Origin of the sequence: Kitasatospora sp. NPDC093679 (genome assembly GCF_040683455.1) — a bacterium.
In the GTDB taxonomy this organism is placed as follows: domain Bacteria; phylum Actinomycetota; class Actinomycetes; order Streptomycetales; family Streptomycetaceae; genus Kitasatospora; species Kitasatospora arboriphila.
Map to the genome: position 1 here is coordinate 188,285 of NZ_JBFBDW010000004.1, position 15,550 is coordinate 203,834.

At 74.5% G+C, this 15,550-nt stretch carries 13 protein-coding genes; 5 read left to right on the forward strand and 8 right to left on the reverse strand.

Annotated features, from left to right (window positions below; all coding sequences use genetic code 11):
* Positions 1–64 precede the first annotated feature (64 nt).
* A complete protein-coding gene (locus tag AB0O09_RS05710) occupies positions 65–1,087 on the forward strand; it encodes an ABC transporter permease (RefSeq protein ID WP_363540354.1) in 1,023 nt (340 codons plus the stop codon).
* Between the two features lie 19 nt (positions 1,088–1,106).
* Here the strand turns inward: AB0O09_RS05710 and AB0O09_RS05715 are convergent, their stop codons facing one another.
* Positions 1,107–2,111, reverse strand: coding sequence for a hypothetical protein (locus tag AB0O09_RS05715; protein ID WP_363540355.1), 1,005 nt, complete (start codon positions 2,109–2,111; stop codon positions 1,107–1,109).
* Between the two features lie 117 nt (positions 2,112–2,228).
* Here AB0O09_RS05715 and AB0O09_RS05720 point away from each other — a divergent pair, with 117 nt between their 5' ends.
* Positions 2,229–3,092 carry a helix-turn-helix transcriptional regulator gene (locus AB0O09_RS05720; RefSeq protein WP_363540356.1) on the forward strand — a complete coding sequence of 288 codons (864 nt, stop codon included), beginning with the start codon at positions 2,229–2,231 and terminating at the stop codon, positions 3,090–3,092.
* 13 nt (positions 3,093–3,105) lie between these two features.
* Here AB0O09_RS05720 and AB0O09_RS05725 read toward each other — a convergent pair whose 3' ends face one another.
* From AB0O09_RS05725 to AB0O09_RS05750, 6 genes are all read right to left on the reverse strand, one after another.
* Positions 3,106–3,693 carry a hypothetical protein gene (locus AB0O09_RS05725; RefSeq protein WP_363540357.1) on the reverse strand — a complete coding sequence of 196 codons (588 nt, stop codon included), beginning with the start codon at positions 3,691–3,693 and terminating at the stop codon, positions 3,106–3,108.
* Positions 3,694–3,706: 13 nt separating this feature from the next.
* Positions 3,707–4,642: a WXG100 family type VII secretion target gene (locus AB0O09_RS05730; protein ID WP_363540358.1), complete on the reverse strand. Its 936-nt coding sequence runs from the start codon at positions 4,640–4,642 to the stop codon at positions 3,707–3,709.
* Entirely contained in the window at positions 4,642–4,962 is a 321-nt protein-coding gene (locus AB0O09_RS05735) for a hypothetical protein (protein ID WP_363540359.1), read from the reverse strand. Before AB0O09_RS05735 ends, AB0O09_RS05730 begins: the two co-directional genes overlap by 1 nt.
* Before the next feature lie 215 nt (positions 4,963–5,177).
* Positions 5,178–6,842: a DEAD/DEAH box helicase gene (locus AB0O09_RS05740; protein WP_363540360.1), complete on the reverse strand. Its 1,665-nt coding sequence runs from the start codon at positions 6,840–6,842 to the stop codon at positions 5,178–5,180.
* Between the two features lie 185 nt (positions 6,843–7,027).
* Positions 7,028–7,231, reverse strand: coding sequence for a cold-shock protein (locus tag AB0O09_RS05745; RefSeq protein WP_263105940.1), 204 nt, complete (start codon positions 7,229–7,231; stop codon positions 7,028–7,030).
* A 303-nt stretch (positions 7,232–7,534) separates the two neighbouring features.
* Positions 7,535–9,778, reverse strand: a complete 2,244-nt coding sequence (locus AB0O09_RS05750; RefSeq protein ID WP_363540361.1) for an MMPL family transporter — start codon at positions 9,776–9,778, stop codon at positions 7,535–7,537.
* A gap of 491 nt (positions 9,779–10,269) precedes the next feature.
* Between AB0O09_RS05750 and AB0O09_RS05755 the strand changes: the two genes are divergently transcribed.
* The 3 genes from AB0O09_RS05755 (at position 10,270) to AB0O09_RS05765 (ending at position 14,573) form a co-directional block, all read left to right on the forward strand.
* Entirely contained in the window at positions 10,270–12,501 is a 2,232-nt protein-coding gene (locus AB0O09_RS05755) for an MMPL family transporter (protein ID WP_363540418.1), read from the forward strand.
* Positions 12,502–12,597: 96 nt separating this feature from the next.
* Positions 12,598–13,485 carry an aminoglycoside phosphotransferase family protein gene (locus AB0O09_RS05760; RefSeq protein WP_363540362.1) on the forward strand — a complete coding sequence of 296 codons (888 nt, stop codon included), beginning with the start codon at positions 12,598–12,600 and terminating at the stop codon, positions 13,483–13,485.
* A gap of 116 nt (positions 13,486–13,601) precedes the next feature.
* Complete coding sequence (locus tag AB0O09_RS05765) at positions 13,602–14,573, forward strand: polysaccharide deacetylase family protein (RefSeq protein ID WP_363540363.1); 972 nt, start codon at positions 13,602–13,604, stop codon at positions 14,571–14,573.
* A 46-nt stretch (positions 14,574–14,619) separates the two neighbouring features.
* Here the strand turns inward: AB0O09_RS05765 and AB0O09_RS05770 are convergent, their stop codons facing one another.
* Complete coding sequence (locus AB0O09_RS05770) at positions 14,620–15,348, reverse strand: exonuclease domain-containing protein (RefSeq protein ID WP_363540364.1); 729 nt, start codon at positions 15,346–15,348, stop codon at positions 14,620–14,622.
* Between the last annotated feature and the right edge of the window lie 202 nt (positions 15,349–15,550).

Genomic DNA, 15,550 nt, shown 5'->3' on the forward strand with positions numbered 1-15,550 from the left:
ACGGGCGGCCGGAGAGTGGGCCATGTAAAACGAACGATCCTTCTCTTTGAATCGAGGGGCTGCCATGTCCGCCTCCGTCGAGTCCGCCTCCCCGGGGGCCGCGCCCGCCTCCCGCCGCCTCGTCGCCGTCTGGCTGCTGGTGCCGCTGCTGGCCGCGCTCGCCCTGTGGGCCTTCGCCTGGCCCGCCTCCCGCCTCGCCCCGCGCGACCTGCCGATCGGCGTCGCCGGACCGGCCGCCGCCACGGCCACCGTCGACCAGCGGCTGGCGGCGCACCCCGGCGCCTTCGAGATCCACCACTACACCGACGCGGCCGCCGCCCGGCACGCCGTCGAGGACCGCGAGGTCTACGGCGCCCTGGTCGCCACCCCCGGCGGCCCCGAGCTGCTCACCGCCTCGGCCGCCGGCCCGACCGTGGCCCAGCTGCTGCGCACCGCCGCCGAGTCCGCCGCCCCGCCCGGCACCACCGTGCACGTCACGGACGTGGTGCCCGCCCCGGCCACCGACCCGCGCGGGGCGGTCTTCGGCGCCGGCCTGCTGCCGCTGGTGCTGGCCGGGGTGGCGACCGGCGCGGCGGTGACGGTGCTGCGGCTGCGCGGCGGCCGGGCGATCGCGGCGCTCGCCGGGGCCGCACTGCTCACCGGCCTGGTCGGCGCCGGGGTCGCCCACGGCTGGCTGGGCGCACTGACCGGGGACTGGTGGACCGAGGCCGGGGTGATCGGCCTGACGGTGCTCGCGGTCGGCGCCACCTCGGCCGGGACGGCGGCCCTGCTGGGGACGGCCGGCCTCGGGGTGGCCGGGCTGCTGATGGTGCTGATCGGCAACGCCTTCTCCGGCGTCGCCTCCGCGCCCGAACTGCTCCCCGCCCCGGCCGGCGTCCTCGGACAGCAGCTGCCCCCGGGCGCGGCCGGGACGCTGCTGCGGTCCGTCTCCTACTTCGACGGCGCCGGGGCGGCCGGCCCGCTGCTCACCCTCTCCCTCTGGGCCGGCCTCGGCCTCGCCGCCGTCGGCCTCACCGCCGCCCGCCGCAGCCGCCCGAGCGGGCAGCCGGACGAAGGGCGCGTCGGCGCGGCTGCCGTGCCGGTGTGACGGAACCCCGGTCCGACCGTCAGATGCGGTACAGCGTGAAGGTGTCGACGGGCGTGCCGGCGAAGAGCAGGTCGATGCGTCCGTCGAGGACGTACACGCTGCCCGCCGGGCCGGGGGTGAGCACGGTCGGCGCCGGGTCGGCCAGCGGGTGGACGGTGGCGCGGGCGGTGCGCCAGCCGTCCGCGGAGCGGAGTTCGACGCGGGCGGTGGCGCCGTTGCCGCCGAGGTGGTTGGTGATGCCCTGCAGGGTGCCGTCGGGGCGGAGCAGCAGTCCGTCGAGGCCGGTGAGGGCATCGGCCGGGCCGCCGACGGCGACGCGGGCGAGCTGCTCCGGGTGGTCGATCGGCAGCCGCCACAGGGTGCCGTCGTCGTACTTGCCGACCACCAGGGTGCGGCCCTGCCGGACGATGCCGTTGAGGCCGAAGCCGCCCTGCGGGGCGGCGAGCCGGCTGTCCCGGACGAGGATCCCGGCGGTGCCGTCGGGGGCGACCCGGTAGACGACCGGGGCGAAGGAGTCGGTGACGTAGGCGGTGCCGTCGGGGCCGACGACGAGGTCGTTGGCGAGGTGGGATCCGCCGTCGGCGGCGGTGGCGGCGAGGTCGGTGTAGAAGAGGCGCCGGCCGGTGGTGAGGTCGTAGGCGCCGATGCCGGCGACGTGCCCCGAGCCGCCGGGGGCGGTGCGCAGGGAGACGCCCGGGTCCCCGTTGGCGACGAGGACGCGGTTGCGGGCGGCGTCGACGTGGAGGCCGACGGTGGAGACGAGCACCGCGGGGTCGTCGACCAGGGTGGTGACGGAGCCGTCGGGGCGGACGGCGGAGACGGTGCCGTGACGCAGGGAGCTCACCAGGAAGCGGCCGTGGGCGGCGTCCCAGGCGGCGCCCTCGGGGTGCAGGGTGTCGGCGCTCGCGGTGATCGCGGCGGGCCGGTGGTGGGCGGGTGCCGCGGCGGCGGGCAGGGCCGGTGCGGCGGCGATCGTGGCGGCGAGGGCGGCGATCAGGAGGGCGCCGCGGGCACGCTGGTTCATCTGTCGTCCCGTCAGGAGTGCTTGTTCGGACGGTGTCCAGCCTTCCGCCCGGTGCGGCGGCGCAGCAGTGCGTGGCGATACTGGTAGTCGGGCTACCAGGAGTCAGGGGGAGGATCCATGGCCGAGGGGGACGTGCGCCGGCAGGCGCTGTCGAACTTCCTGCGGACCCGCAGGGCGTCGCTGACGCCGGCGGACGTGGGCATCGCACCGGGGGTGCGCCGCCGGACGCCGGGGCTGCGGCGGGAGGAGCTGGCACTGCTCGCCGGGGTGGGGGTGACCTGGTACACGTGGCTGGAGCAGGGCCGGGACATCAATCCCTCGCCGGAGGTGCTGGCGAGCCTGGCCCGGACGCTGCGGCTGGACGCGGCGGAGACGGCGTACCTGTTCCGGCTGGCGGGCGCGGGGCCGCACCCCGCGGACGCACGCGGGTCGGGCGGTGCGGAGGTCCCGGAGGCGCTGCTGCGGCTGGTGGACGCGCAGGATCCGGCGCCGGCGTTCCTGATGGACGCGGACTGGGACATCCGGGTGTGGAACGCCGCGGCCGAGGCGATGTTCGGCTTCTCCGGGATGCCGCCCGGGGACCGCAACCTGGCCTGGACGGTGTTCGCGGACGACCGGATCCGCCGCCGCACGGTGGACTGGGAGCGGCACGCCCGCCGCACGCTGGCGGAGCTGCGGGCGGCGTACGGGGAGCGGGGCGGGTCGGGTTCGCCGACGTCGCGGCGCCTCACGGAGGTGATCGGGCGGCTGCGGGCGTCGTTCCCGGAGGCGGACCGCTGGCTGGACGAGCACCGGGTGAGCGAGAAGACCGGCTGCGAGAAGGAGGTCCGGCACGAGGCGGTGGGCCTACTGCGGCTGGACCAGGTGGTGCTGCGCGCACCGGGCGGCCTTCAGCTGGTGGTGGCCGCGCCGCGCGACGAGGAGACCCGCGAGCGCCTGCGGCGGCTCGTCCCGGTCCCCTCGTCGGCGGCAGCCGTCTGACCGTCCGCCAGCCCTAGCCGGCAGCGGCGGCGAGTTCGTCGGCGGTGGAGGGCATCGGGGTGGTGATGCCCGCCCAGGACCGGTCGGCGAAGTGCAGGTCGATCCGGCCGCGCTGCAGGACGCCGGTGGGGTTGCGGCGCAGCGCGACGGCCTGCCGGGGCGCCTCCCAGTGCAGGGCGTACTGCTCCTTGAGCTGCCACAGCTTGGAGTTGTCGACGACCACGAGGTGGCGCCGGTCGGTGACGGCGAAGGTGCCGCCGCCGTTGTTCTCCTCGCGCATGCGCAGCACGAACCGGCCCGCCTCGCCGTGCCAGCCGCCGCCCATGCCCTCGCCGTGCCAGACCGAGTCCGGTACGGCGTCCACGGCCCTGTCCTCGACCGCGCCGACGGCGGCGGAGACCGGGTTGACGACGGCGTAGGCGCGGCGCAGCACGTTGAACGGCTTGCCGAGCTTCTGCTCCAGTTCACTGGGCCGCCTGGGCGGGAGGAGTCCGGCCGGCGGGTGCGGGATGCCGGGGGCGAGGTCGACGGAGGCTGCGCCGAGGAGCTGTTCGCCGGGCTGCAGGAAGGGCGTGACGATGTCGCGGTCGCGGTTGAGCACGGTGTCCTCCCGGTCAGCCGAAGGCTGCGTCGAAGCGGGCCTTGCGTTCCTCCGGGCTGAGCTCCGGCTCCTGGCGGGGCTGGGCGATGCCGGCGTGTTCGCGGGCGGCGGTGGAGGGGTGGGGGTTGCCGGCGATCCGGTCGTCGATCTCGTCGGCGACGATGCCGGCGCCGGACTGGACGGCCTGCTGGACGGTCTGGCCGACCGGGTCGCCGGTGAGGCCGATGCCGTGCAGCGCGGCCTTGCCGATCATCTTGGTGCCCTTCTTGGCGAGGTAGGCCGGGACGTCGATCGGCCGGTTCCAGGTCCAGGGCTTCTTGGGGTTGAGGTGGGGGCGCTTGGAGACCGCCTTGAGGGCCTTCATCGCCTCCTCGATCTTCTTGAGGGCGCGGGCCAGCTTGGCGACCAGGTTGGCGATCCGGGCGCTGGCGATGGTGCCCTCGGCGGCGGCCGCGGCGGCCTCCGCCGCGAGCGAGATGCCGGCCGTCACCACGCTGAAGGCGAGCGAGGCGGCGAGGGTGATGATCGCCCACTCGATGAGTTCGCGGATGACCGTCTCGACGAGGTCCTGGGCCATCCGGCTCTCGGCGGCGGCCTCGTCGAGGAGTTCGGCGGTGGCGTCCATGTCGTCCGCCTCGGCCTCCAGGGCCGTCTCGTACTCGGCGAGTTCCCGCAGGAACGCCTCGGCGGCCTCGCCCTGCCAGTCGTGGGCGAGGGCGGCGCGGTCGCGGCGCTGGTCGGCGACGACCTCGCGCAGTTCGACGGCCTGGCTGCGCCACAGCCGGGCGGCGGCCTCCAGGCCCTCGGGGTCACCGGTGACGAACTCCAGCGGTTCGGCGAGCGGTTCGACGATGGGACGCATGATCTCGTCGATCACGCTGCCCAGCGGGCTCATCCACTGGTTGATCTTGGTGTAGGCGTCGACGGCGCCGGACACGGGACCGGTCATCACAGCCCCCTGGCGACGGCGTTGAGGGACTCCGCGGTCTCGGCCTCGGCCTGCTCGTAGGAGCGGGCGACGCCCCGGGCGTGCTCGTCGATCCGGGCCATGGTGTCGGCGGCCGAGGTGAGGTTCTCGACGGCGGCGTCGGCACGCTCGGCGTAGTCGCGGCCGGTCTGCTCGGCCTCGGGCAGCTTGCCGAAGGCGTCGGGCGCCAGCCGGTGGGCGCCGAGTTCGGCGCGGATGGCGCGCAGTCTCTCCGAACGGTCGGCGGAGGTGCGGGCGAATCGCCGCAGCGCCTCCGGATCGACGCGGTACTCCCCTGACACGACGTGTCCTCCCCCGTGCGGTGCGCCCGGTACGGCGCCGAATTGACGGAACCTCTAATCCAGGTCATGGAAAGCCCATGAACGGACAAAGAAGCTAACACACCTGTTCGCAGGAGGTCCGGAGGTGATGTGAGGGTTCGTCGGCGATCCGGCGGATCCGGAAAGGCCGAAGGGGCGCCACCCGTGGCGGGTGGCGCCCCTTCGTGGTCGGTGGATCAGCCGACGTCGCGGCGCTGGCGGCCGGTGCCGTAGTTGGAACCGCTGCGCGAGCCCGAGCCGGGCTTGGCGCGGCCGGAGGACCGGCCGATGAACCCGGCCGCGGTGCGGCTGCCGGCGCCGCCGTTGCCGCCGCCGATGCGCTGCTTGGGGCGGGGCTGGCGGGCGTTGCCGTTGGCGTCGACGTCCTTGGGCAGCGCGGAGCGCTTGCCGGGGCGGCGGCGAGGTGCACCGGAGCGGGCGCCGGCGGGCTTGTCGCCGGTCTGCTCGGCGGACGCGGCGGGGGCGGCCGGCTCGGCCACCACGATGCTGACCGGCACGCCGCTGGGGGTGCGGGCGCCGGTGATGCGGCGCAGCTCGGCGTCGTCCGGGCGGACCTTGGTGACGGTGGGACGGATCCCGGCGGTGCCCATCAGCCGGTTGACCTCGCGGCGCTGCTCGGGCAGGACGAGGGTGACGACGGTGCCGGACTCGCCGGCGCGGGCGGTGCGGCCGCCGCGGTGCAGGTAGTCCTTGTGGTCGATCGGCGGGTCGACGTTGACGACCAGGTCGAGGCCGTCGATGTGGATGCCGCGGGCGGCGACGTTGGTGGCGATCAGCGCGGTGACCCGGCCGTCGCGGAACTGGTCGAGCACCCGGTTGCGCTGCGGCTGGGACTTGCCGCCGTGCAGGGCCGCGGCCCGCACGCCGCTGGCCAGCAGCTGCTTGGCGAGCCGGTCGGCGCCGTGCTTGGTGTGCACGAACATGATCAGCCGGCCCTCGCGGGAGGCGATGTGCGCGGTGGTGGAGGCCTTGTCGGCGGGGTCGAGCTGGAGGACGTGGTGGTCCATGGTGCTGACCGCACCGGCCGACGGGTCGACGGAGTGGGTGACCGGGTCGTCGAGGAAGCGGCGGACGAGCCGGTCGATGTTGCGGTCGAGGGTGGCGGAGAACAGCATCCGCTGGCCGCCCTCGGCGACCTGCTCCAGCAGCTTGCTGACCTGGGGCAGGAAGCCCATGTCGGCCATCTGGTCGGCCTCGTCGAGGACGGTCACGGCGACGTCGCCGAGGGCCACGTCCTGCCGGTTGATCAGGTCGTCGAGCCGGCCGGGGGTGGCGACCAGCACCTCGACGCCGCGGCGCACCTGGTTGGCCTGCCGGCCGATCGGCATGCCGCCGACGACGGTGGCGATCCTCAGCTGCAGCGCCTGCGCGTAGGGGCTGAGCGCCTCGGTGACCTGCTGGGCCAGCTCACGGGTGGGCACCAGGACGAGGGCGAGCGGGCGCCGGGCGGCGGCCCGCTTGCCGGCCGTGCGGGCGAGCAGCGGCAGGCCGAAGGCGAGGGTCTTGCCGGAGCCGGTGCGGCCGCGGCCGAGCACGTCGCGGCCGGCCAGCGAATCCGGCAGGGTCGCGGACTGGATCGGGAAGGGCTCGGTGACGCCCTGCCGCTCCAGCGCGGTGAGGAGCGCCTTCGGCATCTCGAGTTCGGCGAAGGTGGCCGCCGGCGGGCGGGCCGGGGTGCCCTCGACGACGGTGAAGTCCTGGCTCTCCGCGGGGCGCGCGGCGCGCGGCGCGCGCTGGACGCGGCGCTCGGCGCCGCCACGGGGGGCGCCACCGCGCTGGGGGCGTCCGGCGCCCGGGGCCCGGCGGGAGGTGGCGCGCTGCGGGCGTGCGTGATCGGTCATGCTGCTCCGTCCTGATCGGCCGGCGGGCACGGCGGTGCCGTGCGCCCGGACCTTTGCGGGTCGGCCGTCAGGAGTGCATCAGGAGTGCATGCGGGGCCGCCCCGGCCGTTCGGCGGCAATGGGCGAGGGCCCGCACCCGCAGGTGCGGACCCTCACTCGTCAAGCGTGAGTCGGCTGGGCCGGACTCAGAGGGGGCGAATGTTCTCCGCCTGGGGGCCCTTCTGGCCCTGGGTGACGTCGAACTCGACCTTCTGGCCCTCGATGAGCTCACGGAAGCCCTGGGCGTTGATGTTCGAGTAGTGGGCGAAGACGTCGGCGCCGCCGCCGTCCTGCTCGATGAAGCCGTAGCCCTTTTCGCTGTTGAACCACTTCACGGTGCCGGTAGCCATAACCGTCTCCTCATTCTGGGGCATCAAGGGCCTGCACCTCGCAGACCCCGAGTAGCCGCGATCCCCATCCGGAGACAAAACACCGGATAAAAACAAATGCGCCTGGCGGTTGGAACCAGCAGGCGCACACGCACGTTCATGGGACCAAAACTGCAACTGCTTCGACTGTAGCACGGTGGCGCCTTCAATGATCGGGAGAGTTCTCCTCGTCACACCGCGGGCGCCCCGGGATTGAACGGCCCGCGGGCGGGGCACACACAGCCGATCGTGCGCCCCGCCCGCGGGTCCGTGCGGACCGTGCGATCAGATCCGGCCGGCCGGCTGCGGCTCCGCCTCGGGGACGGTGGGGCCGTCCCGGTCGGCGGCGTCCTGGTGGCCGGGCCACCAGGCCGCGCGGCCCAGCAGCGCGGTGATCGCCGGGGTGAAGAACATCGCCATCACGAAGGCCGAGATGATGATGCCGAAGGCGATCGAGAAGCCCATCTGGCTGAAGAGCGAGTTCCCGGCCAGCAGCATGGTGCCGAAGGTCGCCGCCAGGATGAAGCCCGCGGCGGCGACGGTCGGGCCGGCGTGCTTGACCGCCTGGCCGGCGGCCTCGCGGGGGCTGCGGCCCTCCTTCACCTCCTCGCGGAGGCGGGCGATCATCAGGATGTTGTAGTCGGTGCCGATCGCGACCACGAACAGGTAGATGAAGATCGGCAGCATGAACATCAGGCCCGGCTCGCCGCCGATCCTCTGGAAGATCAGCGAGGTGGCGCCGAGGGTGGCGCCGAAGCCGAGGCCGACCGAGGCCATCAGGTACCAGGGCGCGACCACGCTGCGCAGCTGCAGGGCCAGGATGACCAGGATGAGCAGCGCCGCCAGCGGGAACACCAGCGTGTAGTCGTGGACCATCGCGGTGTTGATGTCCTTGAAGATCGACGTCTGACCGCCGACCAGGGCCTTGGTGCCGCTCGGGGCGGAGCCGTGCGCGGTGTCGCGCAGGCCGTCCATGGTGTCGATGGCCTTGTTGGTGGCCGGCGCGTCCTTGAGGATCACCGTGATGTCGGCGGTGAGCCCGTCCTTGCTGAGCTGGGTGCGCTCGGCGGGCACCGCGGCGACGCCCGGGGTCCTGGCGAGCGCGGCGCGGTAGCCGTCGAGGCCGGGCACGTCCAGCTTGGCCCCGCCGGTGGCGGTCAGGTAGACGTGGCTCGGGTCGGCGGCGCCGGCCGAGAAGGCCTTCATCATCCGGTCCTGGACGACCATCGACTCCTTGGTCTTCGGCATCGAGCCGCTGGCCAGGTCGAAGGTGCCCTTGTAGCCGAGGGCGGCGACGCTCAGGGCGACCAGCACCAGGCCGGAGGCCAGGGCGGCGAGGGCGGGACGGCGCTGCACACCGCCGCCGAGCGCGGCGAAGCGGGTGCCCTTGGACTGGCGCATCCAGTGCTCGGGGAAGTCGCCGGCCGGGCGCGGGCCGCGGGCGCCGCGGGCCAGCCAGGCCAGGTGACGGCCGTCCCAGCGGAGCCACTCGACGACCCGGCGGAAGAGCACGCGCTCCGGGAGCACCGAGAGCACGGCCGGAACGAGGGTGACCGAGGCGAGGGCGGTGACCGCCACGGCGATGGCCAGCGAGGGGCCGAGCGCGGTGAACATGCCGAGGCTGGAGAGGACCAGGACGGCGAAGGCGGCCACGACGGCGCCCGCGGCGGAGGCGATCGCCTCGCCGACCCGGCCGACCGCGTTGGTCACGGCCTCCTTGCGGTCGTCCCCGGCCCGCAGCCGCTCGCGGTAGCGGAACATCAGGAACAGGAAGTAGTCGGTGCCGACGCCGAAGAGCACCACGATGAGGATGGCGGACATCGAGTTGTCCGCCTTCAGTCCGAAGACCTTGCTCGCGTCGGCGATCAGGCCGTTGGCGACCATCGAGTAGACGAAGATCGACAGGATCGGCAGCAGCGCGACGGTCATGCTGCGGAAGATCAGCCAGAGCGTGAGCAGGATGATCACCACGGTGCCGACGCCGATCAGCGCCTCGGCCAGCTTGGAGGAGTCCTGCTGGTCGAGGATGCTCGCGGCCGGGCCGCCGAGCAGCATCTTGACCGGGGTGCCGGCGGTCAGCTCGGTGCCCGCCTCGCGCAGCGCCTTGGCGGCGTCCGCGGCCTCGGGCTTCTGCATGACCTTCTTGTCGATGGCGATCATCGACATGCCGAAGGTGCCGTCCGGGGCGTAGGTCTTGCCGACCGGCAGGACGGTCTCGACGGACTCGATGTGCTTGTCGGCGAGGCCCTTGACGACCTTCTCGGCGGTGGCCTTGTCGGCCTCGGTCAGCTTGCCGCCGTCGGTGCGCTCGAACAGCGCGTAGGCGCCCGGCGAGAAGTTCGCCGGGAAGGCCTTCGCCTGCAGCTCGGCGGCCTGGATCGACTCGTAGTGCTTCGGGAGGAAGGCGCTCTCGTCGGTCTGCGCGGTGATCGTCGGAGCGGTGGAGATGATCGCGACGGCCGCGATCAGCCACGCTCCGATCACCCACCAGGCCCGCCTGACGACGAAGTCTCCGATTCGGTGGAACATGCTCGTGATGCCTCCTGGGCATGGTTCACCGCAGCCCTCGGGGGACGGAAACCGGGCAACGGCAGGACCGGCCCGGGAGGAATCCCTAGCCGGTCGGCAGGCAAGTACGTGTGGAGGCATCCTATGCGATGCCACTAGCCGGTCGGCAGGTAACCCCGCCCGCGGCGGGCACCCCTAGGGGGTACCGGCTGCCTCCCCGGACCATCCTGACCTGCGCCCGCGCCGTGCACCTCCTGCTCCGGGCGGATCCGCCTCCCCCTCAGGGTGGAGCCGAAGACCGACCCCGAGGAGGAGCGCGGGGTGGGGAAAACCCCACCCCGGCCCTCCGGGCAGACCCAGGGTCGACTCACCCGCCAGCCGGATACTCCGTCAACTCCCCGCTTCCTAGGGTCGTTCCAGCAGCCGGGAACACCGGCACCAAGCTCCGGCGGACCGCACCCGCCGCTCTCCCTGGGGGATCCGTGACACCCAAGCTCGGCCTCGCCGCCGCCATGGGCGCGTGGAGCGCCGGACACCGCAAGACGGCGGTGTTCGGCTGGCTCCTGTTCGTCGTCCTGGCCGCCTTCCTCGGCGGCCTCCACGGCAGCACCAAGGTCACCGACTCCGAGATGATGCCGGGCGAGGTCGCCCGCGCCGCGAAGATCCTCGACGAGGCCGGCATCAAGACCCCGGCCGGCGAGACCGTGCTCGTCCAGAGCGCCGCGCTGACCGCCGACGACCCGGCCTTCCGCGCCGTCGTCGACGAGGCCGCCGCCGCGGTGCGGGCCACCGGCAAGGCCGCCGACCTGCGCAGCCCGTACGAGACCGGCGCCGTCTCGGCCGACCGGCACTCCGCGCTGCTGCAGTTCACCGTGGCCGGGGAGGACCGCGAGAAGGCCGTCGAGAACGTGCCGGCCGTGCTGGACGCGGTCGCCGGGGTGCAGGCGAAGCACAAGGACCTCACCGTCGAGGAGTTCGGCGAGGCCAGCTCCGGCAAGTGGTTCCAGGACCAGTTCAAGAACGACTTCCAGCGCGCCGAGTGGACGGCCGTCCCGCTGGCGCTGGGCATCCTGCTGATCGCCTTCGGCGCCCTGGTCGCCGCCGTGCTGCCGGTCGTCCTCGCGCTCACCGCCTTCATCGCCGCCGGCGGCCTGGTCGCCCTCTCCAGCGGCCTGCTGCACACCAGTGACGACGCCAGCTCGGTGATGCTGCTCGTCGGCCTGGCCGTCGGCGTCGACTACTGCCTGTTCTACCTGCGCCGCGAGCGCGAGGAGCGGGCCGCCGGACGCGACGCCGCCACCGCGCTCCAGGTCGCCGCCGCCACCTCCGGCCGGGCCGTGCTGGTCTCCGGCGTGACCGTGGTCGTCGCCATGGCCGGCCTCTTCCTCACCGGCATCGCCGACTTCCAGGCGATGTCCTTCGCCACCATCGTCGTGGTGATCACCGCCGTGCTCGGCTCGCTCACCGTGCTGCCCGCGCTGCTGTCGATGCTCGGCGACCGGGTCGACAAGGGCCGCCTCCCGCTGCTGCACAAGCTCCGCCGCAGCGACGCCGCCGCCGGCGGCCGGGTCTGGAACGCCCTGCTCACCCCGGTGCTGAACCGGCCGCTCGCCGCCACCGTCCTCGCCGGCGGCCTGCTGCTCGGCCTCGCCGCGCCGCTGCTCACCATGCACACCGCCAACCTGACCTTCCAGCAGCAGCTGCCCGAGGGCAACGCCCTGGTCGCCACCTCGCAGCGGATCGAGAAGGCCTTCCCCGGCAGCCCCGCCCCCGCCACGGTCGTCGTCAAGGCCCGCGCCGTCGACTCCCCCGAGATGAAGCAGGCCCTCGCCGACCTCCGGACCCGGGCGCTGGCCACCGGCAAGATGCACGAGCCGATCCGGGTGACGGTGCACGGCGCGCAGAACGTCGCCCTGGTCGACATCCCGCTCGTCGGCACCGGCAACGACACCGCCAGCACCGAGGCCCTGGAGGCGCTGCGGGGCGACGTGGTGGCGAACACGGTGCTCAAAGTGCCCGGAACCGAGGCCCCGGTCACGGGCAGCACCGCGGGCTCGCACGACTTCAACGAGCAGATGTCCCGCTCGATGCTCCCGGTCTTCGGCTTCGTCGTCGCCTTCGCCTTCCTGCTGATGCTCTGCTCGTTCCGCTCGCTCGGCATCGCGCTCACCGCGGTGGTGCTCAACCTGCTCTCGGTCGGCGCCGCGTACGGCGTGCTCGCCCTGGTCTTCCAGCACGGCGTCGGCGCCTCGCTGTTCGGCACCGCCGGGGTCGGCGCGGTGGAGTCCTGGGTGCCGCTGTTCCTGTTCGTGATCCTCTTCGGCCTGAGCATGGACTACCACGTGTTCGTGGTCTCCCGGATCAAGGAGGCGCACGACCGGGGCCTGGCCACCCGGGCCGCCGTCTCCTACGGCATCCGCTCCACCGCCGGCGTGGTCACCAGCGCCGCAGTGATCATGGTCGGGGTGTTCGCGGTCTTCGGCACGCTGTCCATGCAGTCGATGAAGCAGATGGGCGCCGGCCTCGCCGTCGCGGTGCTGATCGACGCCACCGTGATCCGCGCGGTGCTGCTGCCCGCCGTGATGAGCCTGCTCGGCGAGCGCAACTGGTACCTGCCGCGCTGGCTGAACTGGCTGCCGAACCTCTCGCACGGCGAGTCCTTCCCGCCGGTCACCCCGGCCGCCCCCGCCCCGGCCGGCCTGCACCTGCCGGACGGCCAGTCCGCCGGCGGCGCCCGGGTCTGACCATCGGAGCACCACCGCCCCACGGCCGGGCCCCGCAGCACGCGGGGCCCGGCCGCCGTGCGCCAGGATGGTCCGGACCGCACCGAGGAGCCCGCCGTGACCGCCTTCGACGAAGCCCGCGCCCGCACCCTGCTGGCCGGCGCCTGCCGCACCGCCGGACTGCCCGCACCGGACGGCGCCCGGCTGCTCGCCCTCGGTGAGAACGCCGTGTTCGACCTCGGCTCCCCCGCACTCGTCGCCAAGGTCGGCCGCAACCCCGCGCTGCTCCCCCGGGCCGCCCGCGAACTGGCCGTCGCCGCCTGGCTGGACGCCGCCGGCATCCCGGTCGTCCGGCCCCGGCACCCCGAGCCCGTGACCGCCTGCGGACACCCGGTGACCTTCTGGCACCGGCTGCCCGCCCCCGTCCGCCCGGCGCGGACGGCCGACCTCGCGCCGCTGCTGCGCGCCCTGCACGCACTGCCCGCCCCCGAGGGCCTGCCGCTCGGCCCGCGCGACCTGCTCGCCCCGGTCGACGGATGGCTCGCCGCCGCGGCCGGTCACGTCGACCCGGCCGACACCGCCTTCCTGCGCGCCCGGAAGGAGAGCTTCGTCACGGCCGCGGCCGCGCTCACCCCCCACCTCACCCCCGGCCCGGTGCACGGCGACGCCCTCCCCCGCAACGTCCACGTCGGCCCCGGGGGGCCCGTCCTGCTCGACCTGGAGAACGCCGGCCACGACCTGCGCGAGCACGACCTCGTCGTCCTGGCGCTCAGTCAGGACCGGTACGGGGTGCCGGAGGAGGAGTACCGGGCCTTCACCGCGGCCTACGGCTGGGACGTCCGGGACTGGGACGGATTCGCGGTGCTGCGCGGTGCGCGGGAGACGGCGAGCGCCTCCTGGGTCGCCCAGCACGTCCCCGGCAACCCCGCCGCGGCGGCCGAGTTCCGCCGCCGGGTGGACTCCTTGCGCAACGGGTCGGCCTCCGTACGCTGGTATCCGTTCTGAGACCCGACAACCGGGTCCGTTCGTACACGACGACGGAACCGGCGGTCCGCGCCTGACGTCGTCCCCGGCACACGCCCCCACCCGGGGTGGCCGGTACGACGTCAGGAGTCGTCACCATGCGGATGCCCAGCCCCCGATCCCGTCGCACCCTCGGCCTCGGCCTCGCCGCGCTGCTCGCCCCCACCGTGATCGCCGCCTGCGGTTCGGCCACCCATGCACGCACCGCGAGCGCCGACGGAGCGCGCACCACCGCCGCCGCCGTCACCCCGCGCGACACCGCCGCCACCGGCGGCTCGCCGTCCGCCACCGCGAGCCCCGCCACCCCGACCGTCCCGGCGCAGCGCTCCGCGCCGCCCTCGGCGAGCGCCTCCGCCACCACCGCGGCACCGACCACCGCCGCGCCCGGCAGCGGCAGCGCGGCCCCCTCCGCGCCCAGCGCCTCCGCGAGCCCGTCCGGCCACACGCCGAGCGGCAGCCCGACCCGCAGCCACCAGGTGCTGCGGTCCACCGCGAGCGGCGGCCGCACCGTGGCGCTCACCTTCGACGACGGCCCGGGCCCGGCCACCCGTCCGATCCTCGACCTGCTGGCGCAGTACCACGCCAAGGCGACCTTCTGCATGGTCGGCAACGAGGTCGACCGCGACCCGGCGGCCGTGCGCCTGGTCCTCGCCGGGGGTCACCGGCTGTGCGACCACACCGTCGACCACCCGCAGCCGCTGCACGGCCTCAGCCACGACCGGCAGGTGCACGAGATCGCCGACGCCAAGCAGACCATCCTGCGGGCCGCCGGTCCGGGCGCCGAGGTGCCGTGGTTCCGGGCCCCCGGCGGCGACTTCACCGCCGAGAACGAGCAGATCGCGGCCGACCACGGCATGCGCTCGCTCGGCTGGTCGGTCGACCCGCGGGACTGGGCCAGGCCCGGTGTCCCCGCGATCGTCGCCAACGTCCAGCAGCACCTGCGCCCCGGCGGGGTGGTGCTGATGCACGACGGCGGCGGCGACCGCAGCCAGACGATCGAGGCGCTGCGCCAGCTCCTGCCCTGGCTGGTCGCGCAGGGCTACACCTTCGACTTCCCGGCCGGCGGCTGATCCGGGGCCGGGACGGACGGACCGGGCCGCGGCGAGCCCGCCGCCGTCAGCCCGCCGCGGCCGCGGCGGGCCAGGGCACCACGGGCCAGGCCGGCTCGATCGTGGCCTGCGGGTCCGAGGTGCGGCGCAGGTACTGCTGGAACGAGGCGGCCTGCTCCGCGGCGGCCCGCACCTGGAGCGCGTGCAGATCGGCCGGCGTGACGCCGCCGACCGCGGGGAAGGCCTCGCCGAGCCGGCGGGCCACCCGGGCCGCGGCCACCGCGTCGGCCCCGGCCTGGTGCGCGCCGTCCAGCACCACCCCGTAGTGCTCGCAGAGCGCCTGCAGGTTGCGCTTGCCGCGGCGGTAGCGGTCGGCGTGCTTGTCGAGCACCAGCGGGTCGATGACCGGCGCGGGCGTGCCGCCGAGCCGCGCGGAGAGCGGGCTGACGCCGTGTCGGCGGCACTCGCGGTCGAGCAGCGACAGGTCGTAGCGCGCGTTCATGATGACCAGCGGGGTGCCGGAGCCGAGGGCCTCCGCTATGGCCCGGGTGATCTCCTCGACGGCGCCGGCCGCGGCCACCCCGCGCTCCCGCGCCTGCGCGGTGCCGATGCCGTGGATCGCGGTGGCCTGGGCCGGGATCGGTATGCCCGGGTCGACCAGCCAGTGCTGCTCCCGCGAGACGGTGCCGTCCGGCTCCAGCCGGACGAGGGCCGCGGTGACGATCCGGTCGTTCTCGATGTCGGTGCCGGTGGTCTCCAGGTCGAAGGCCAGCAGGCCGGCGGCCAGCCAGCTCATCGCGGGCCCCCGGCCGTGCGGTGGCCGTGGTGGGCGGGTGCGGTCGGCGTCCCCCTCCGGGTCGTCATCCGGCGCTCCTTCCGTCGCTCCTGCCGTGACGGGGACCATCATCGCCCGCACCAGTGACAGCCCCGCCGGTCGGGTCGCCCGGCGGGGCCGTCGGGGGTGCGGCGGGGCGGCCCGGCGGCGCTCCGGCGGACGG

Coding starts and splice junctions, on each gene's coding strand:
- AB0O09_RS05745 (WP_263105940.1), bottom strand. CDS start 7,231: ATGGCTACCGGCACCGTGAAGTGGTTCAACAGCGAAAAGGGCTACGGC.
- AB0O09_RS05755 (WP_363540418.1), top strand. CDS start 10,270: ATGGGCGCGTGGAGCGCCGGACACCGCAAGACGGCGGTGTTCGGCTGG.
- AB0O09_RS05715 (WP_363540355.1), bottom strand. CDS start 2,111: ATGAACCAGCGTGCCCGCGGCGCCCTCCTGATCGCCGCCCTCGCCGCC.
- AB0O09_RS05710 (WP_363540354.1), top strand. CDS start 65: ATGTCCGCCTCCGTCGAGTCCGCCTCCCCGGGGGCCGCGCCCGCCTCC.
- AB0O09_RS05730 (WP_363540358.1), bottom strand. CDS start 4,642: ATGACCGGTCCCGTGTCCGGCGCCGTCGACGCCTACACCAAGATCAAC.
- AB0O09_RS05720 (WP_363540356.1), top strand. CDS start 2,229: ATGGCCGAGGGGGACGTGCGCCGGCAGGCGCTGTCGAACTTCCTGCGG.
- AB0O09_RS05765 (WP_363540363.1), top strand. CDS start 13,602: ATGCGGATGCCCAGCCCCCGATCCCGTCGCACCCTCGGCCTCGGCCTC.
- AB0O09_RS05740 (WP_363540360.1), bottom strand. CDS start 6,842: ATGACCGATCACGCACGCCCGCAGCGCGCCACCTCCCGCCGGGCCCCG.
- AB0O09_RS05750 (WP_363540361.1), bottom strand. CDS start 9,778: ATGTTCCACCGAATCGGAGACTTCGTCGTCAGGCGGGCCTGGTGGGTG.
- AB0O09_RS05770 (WP_363540364.1), bottom strand. CDS start 15,348: ATGAGCTGGCTGGCCGCCGGCCTGCTGGCCTTCGACCTGGAGACCACC.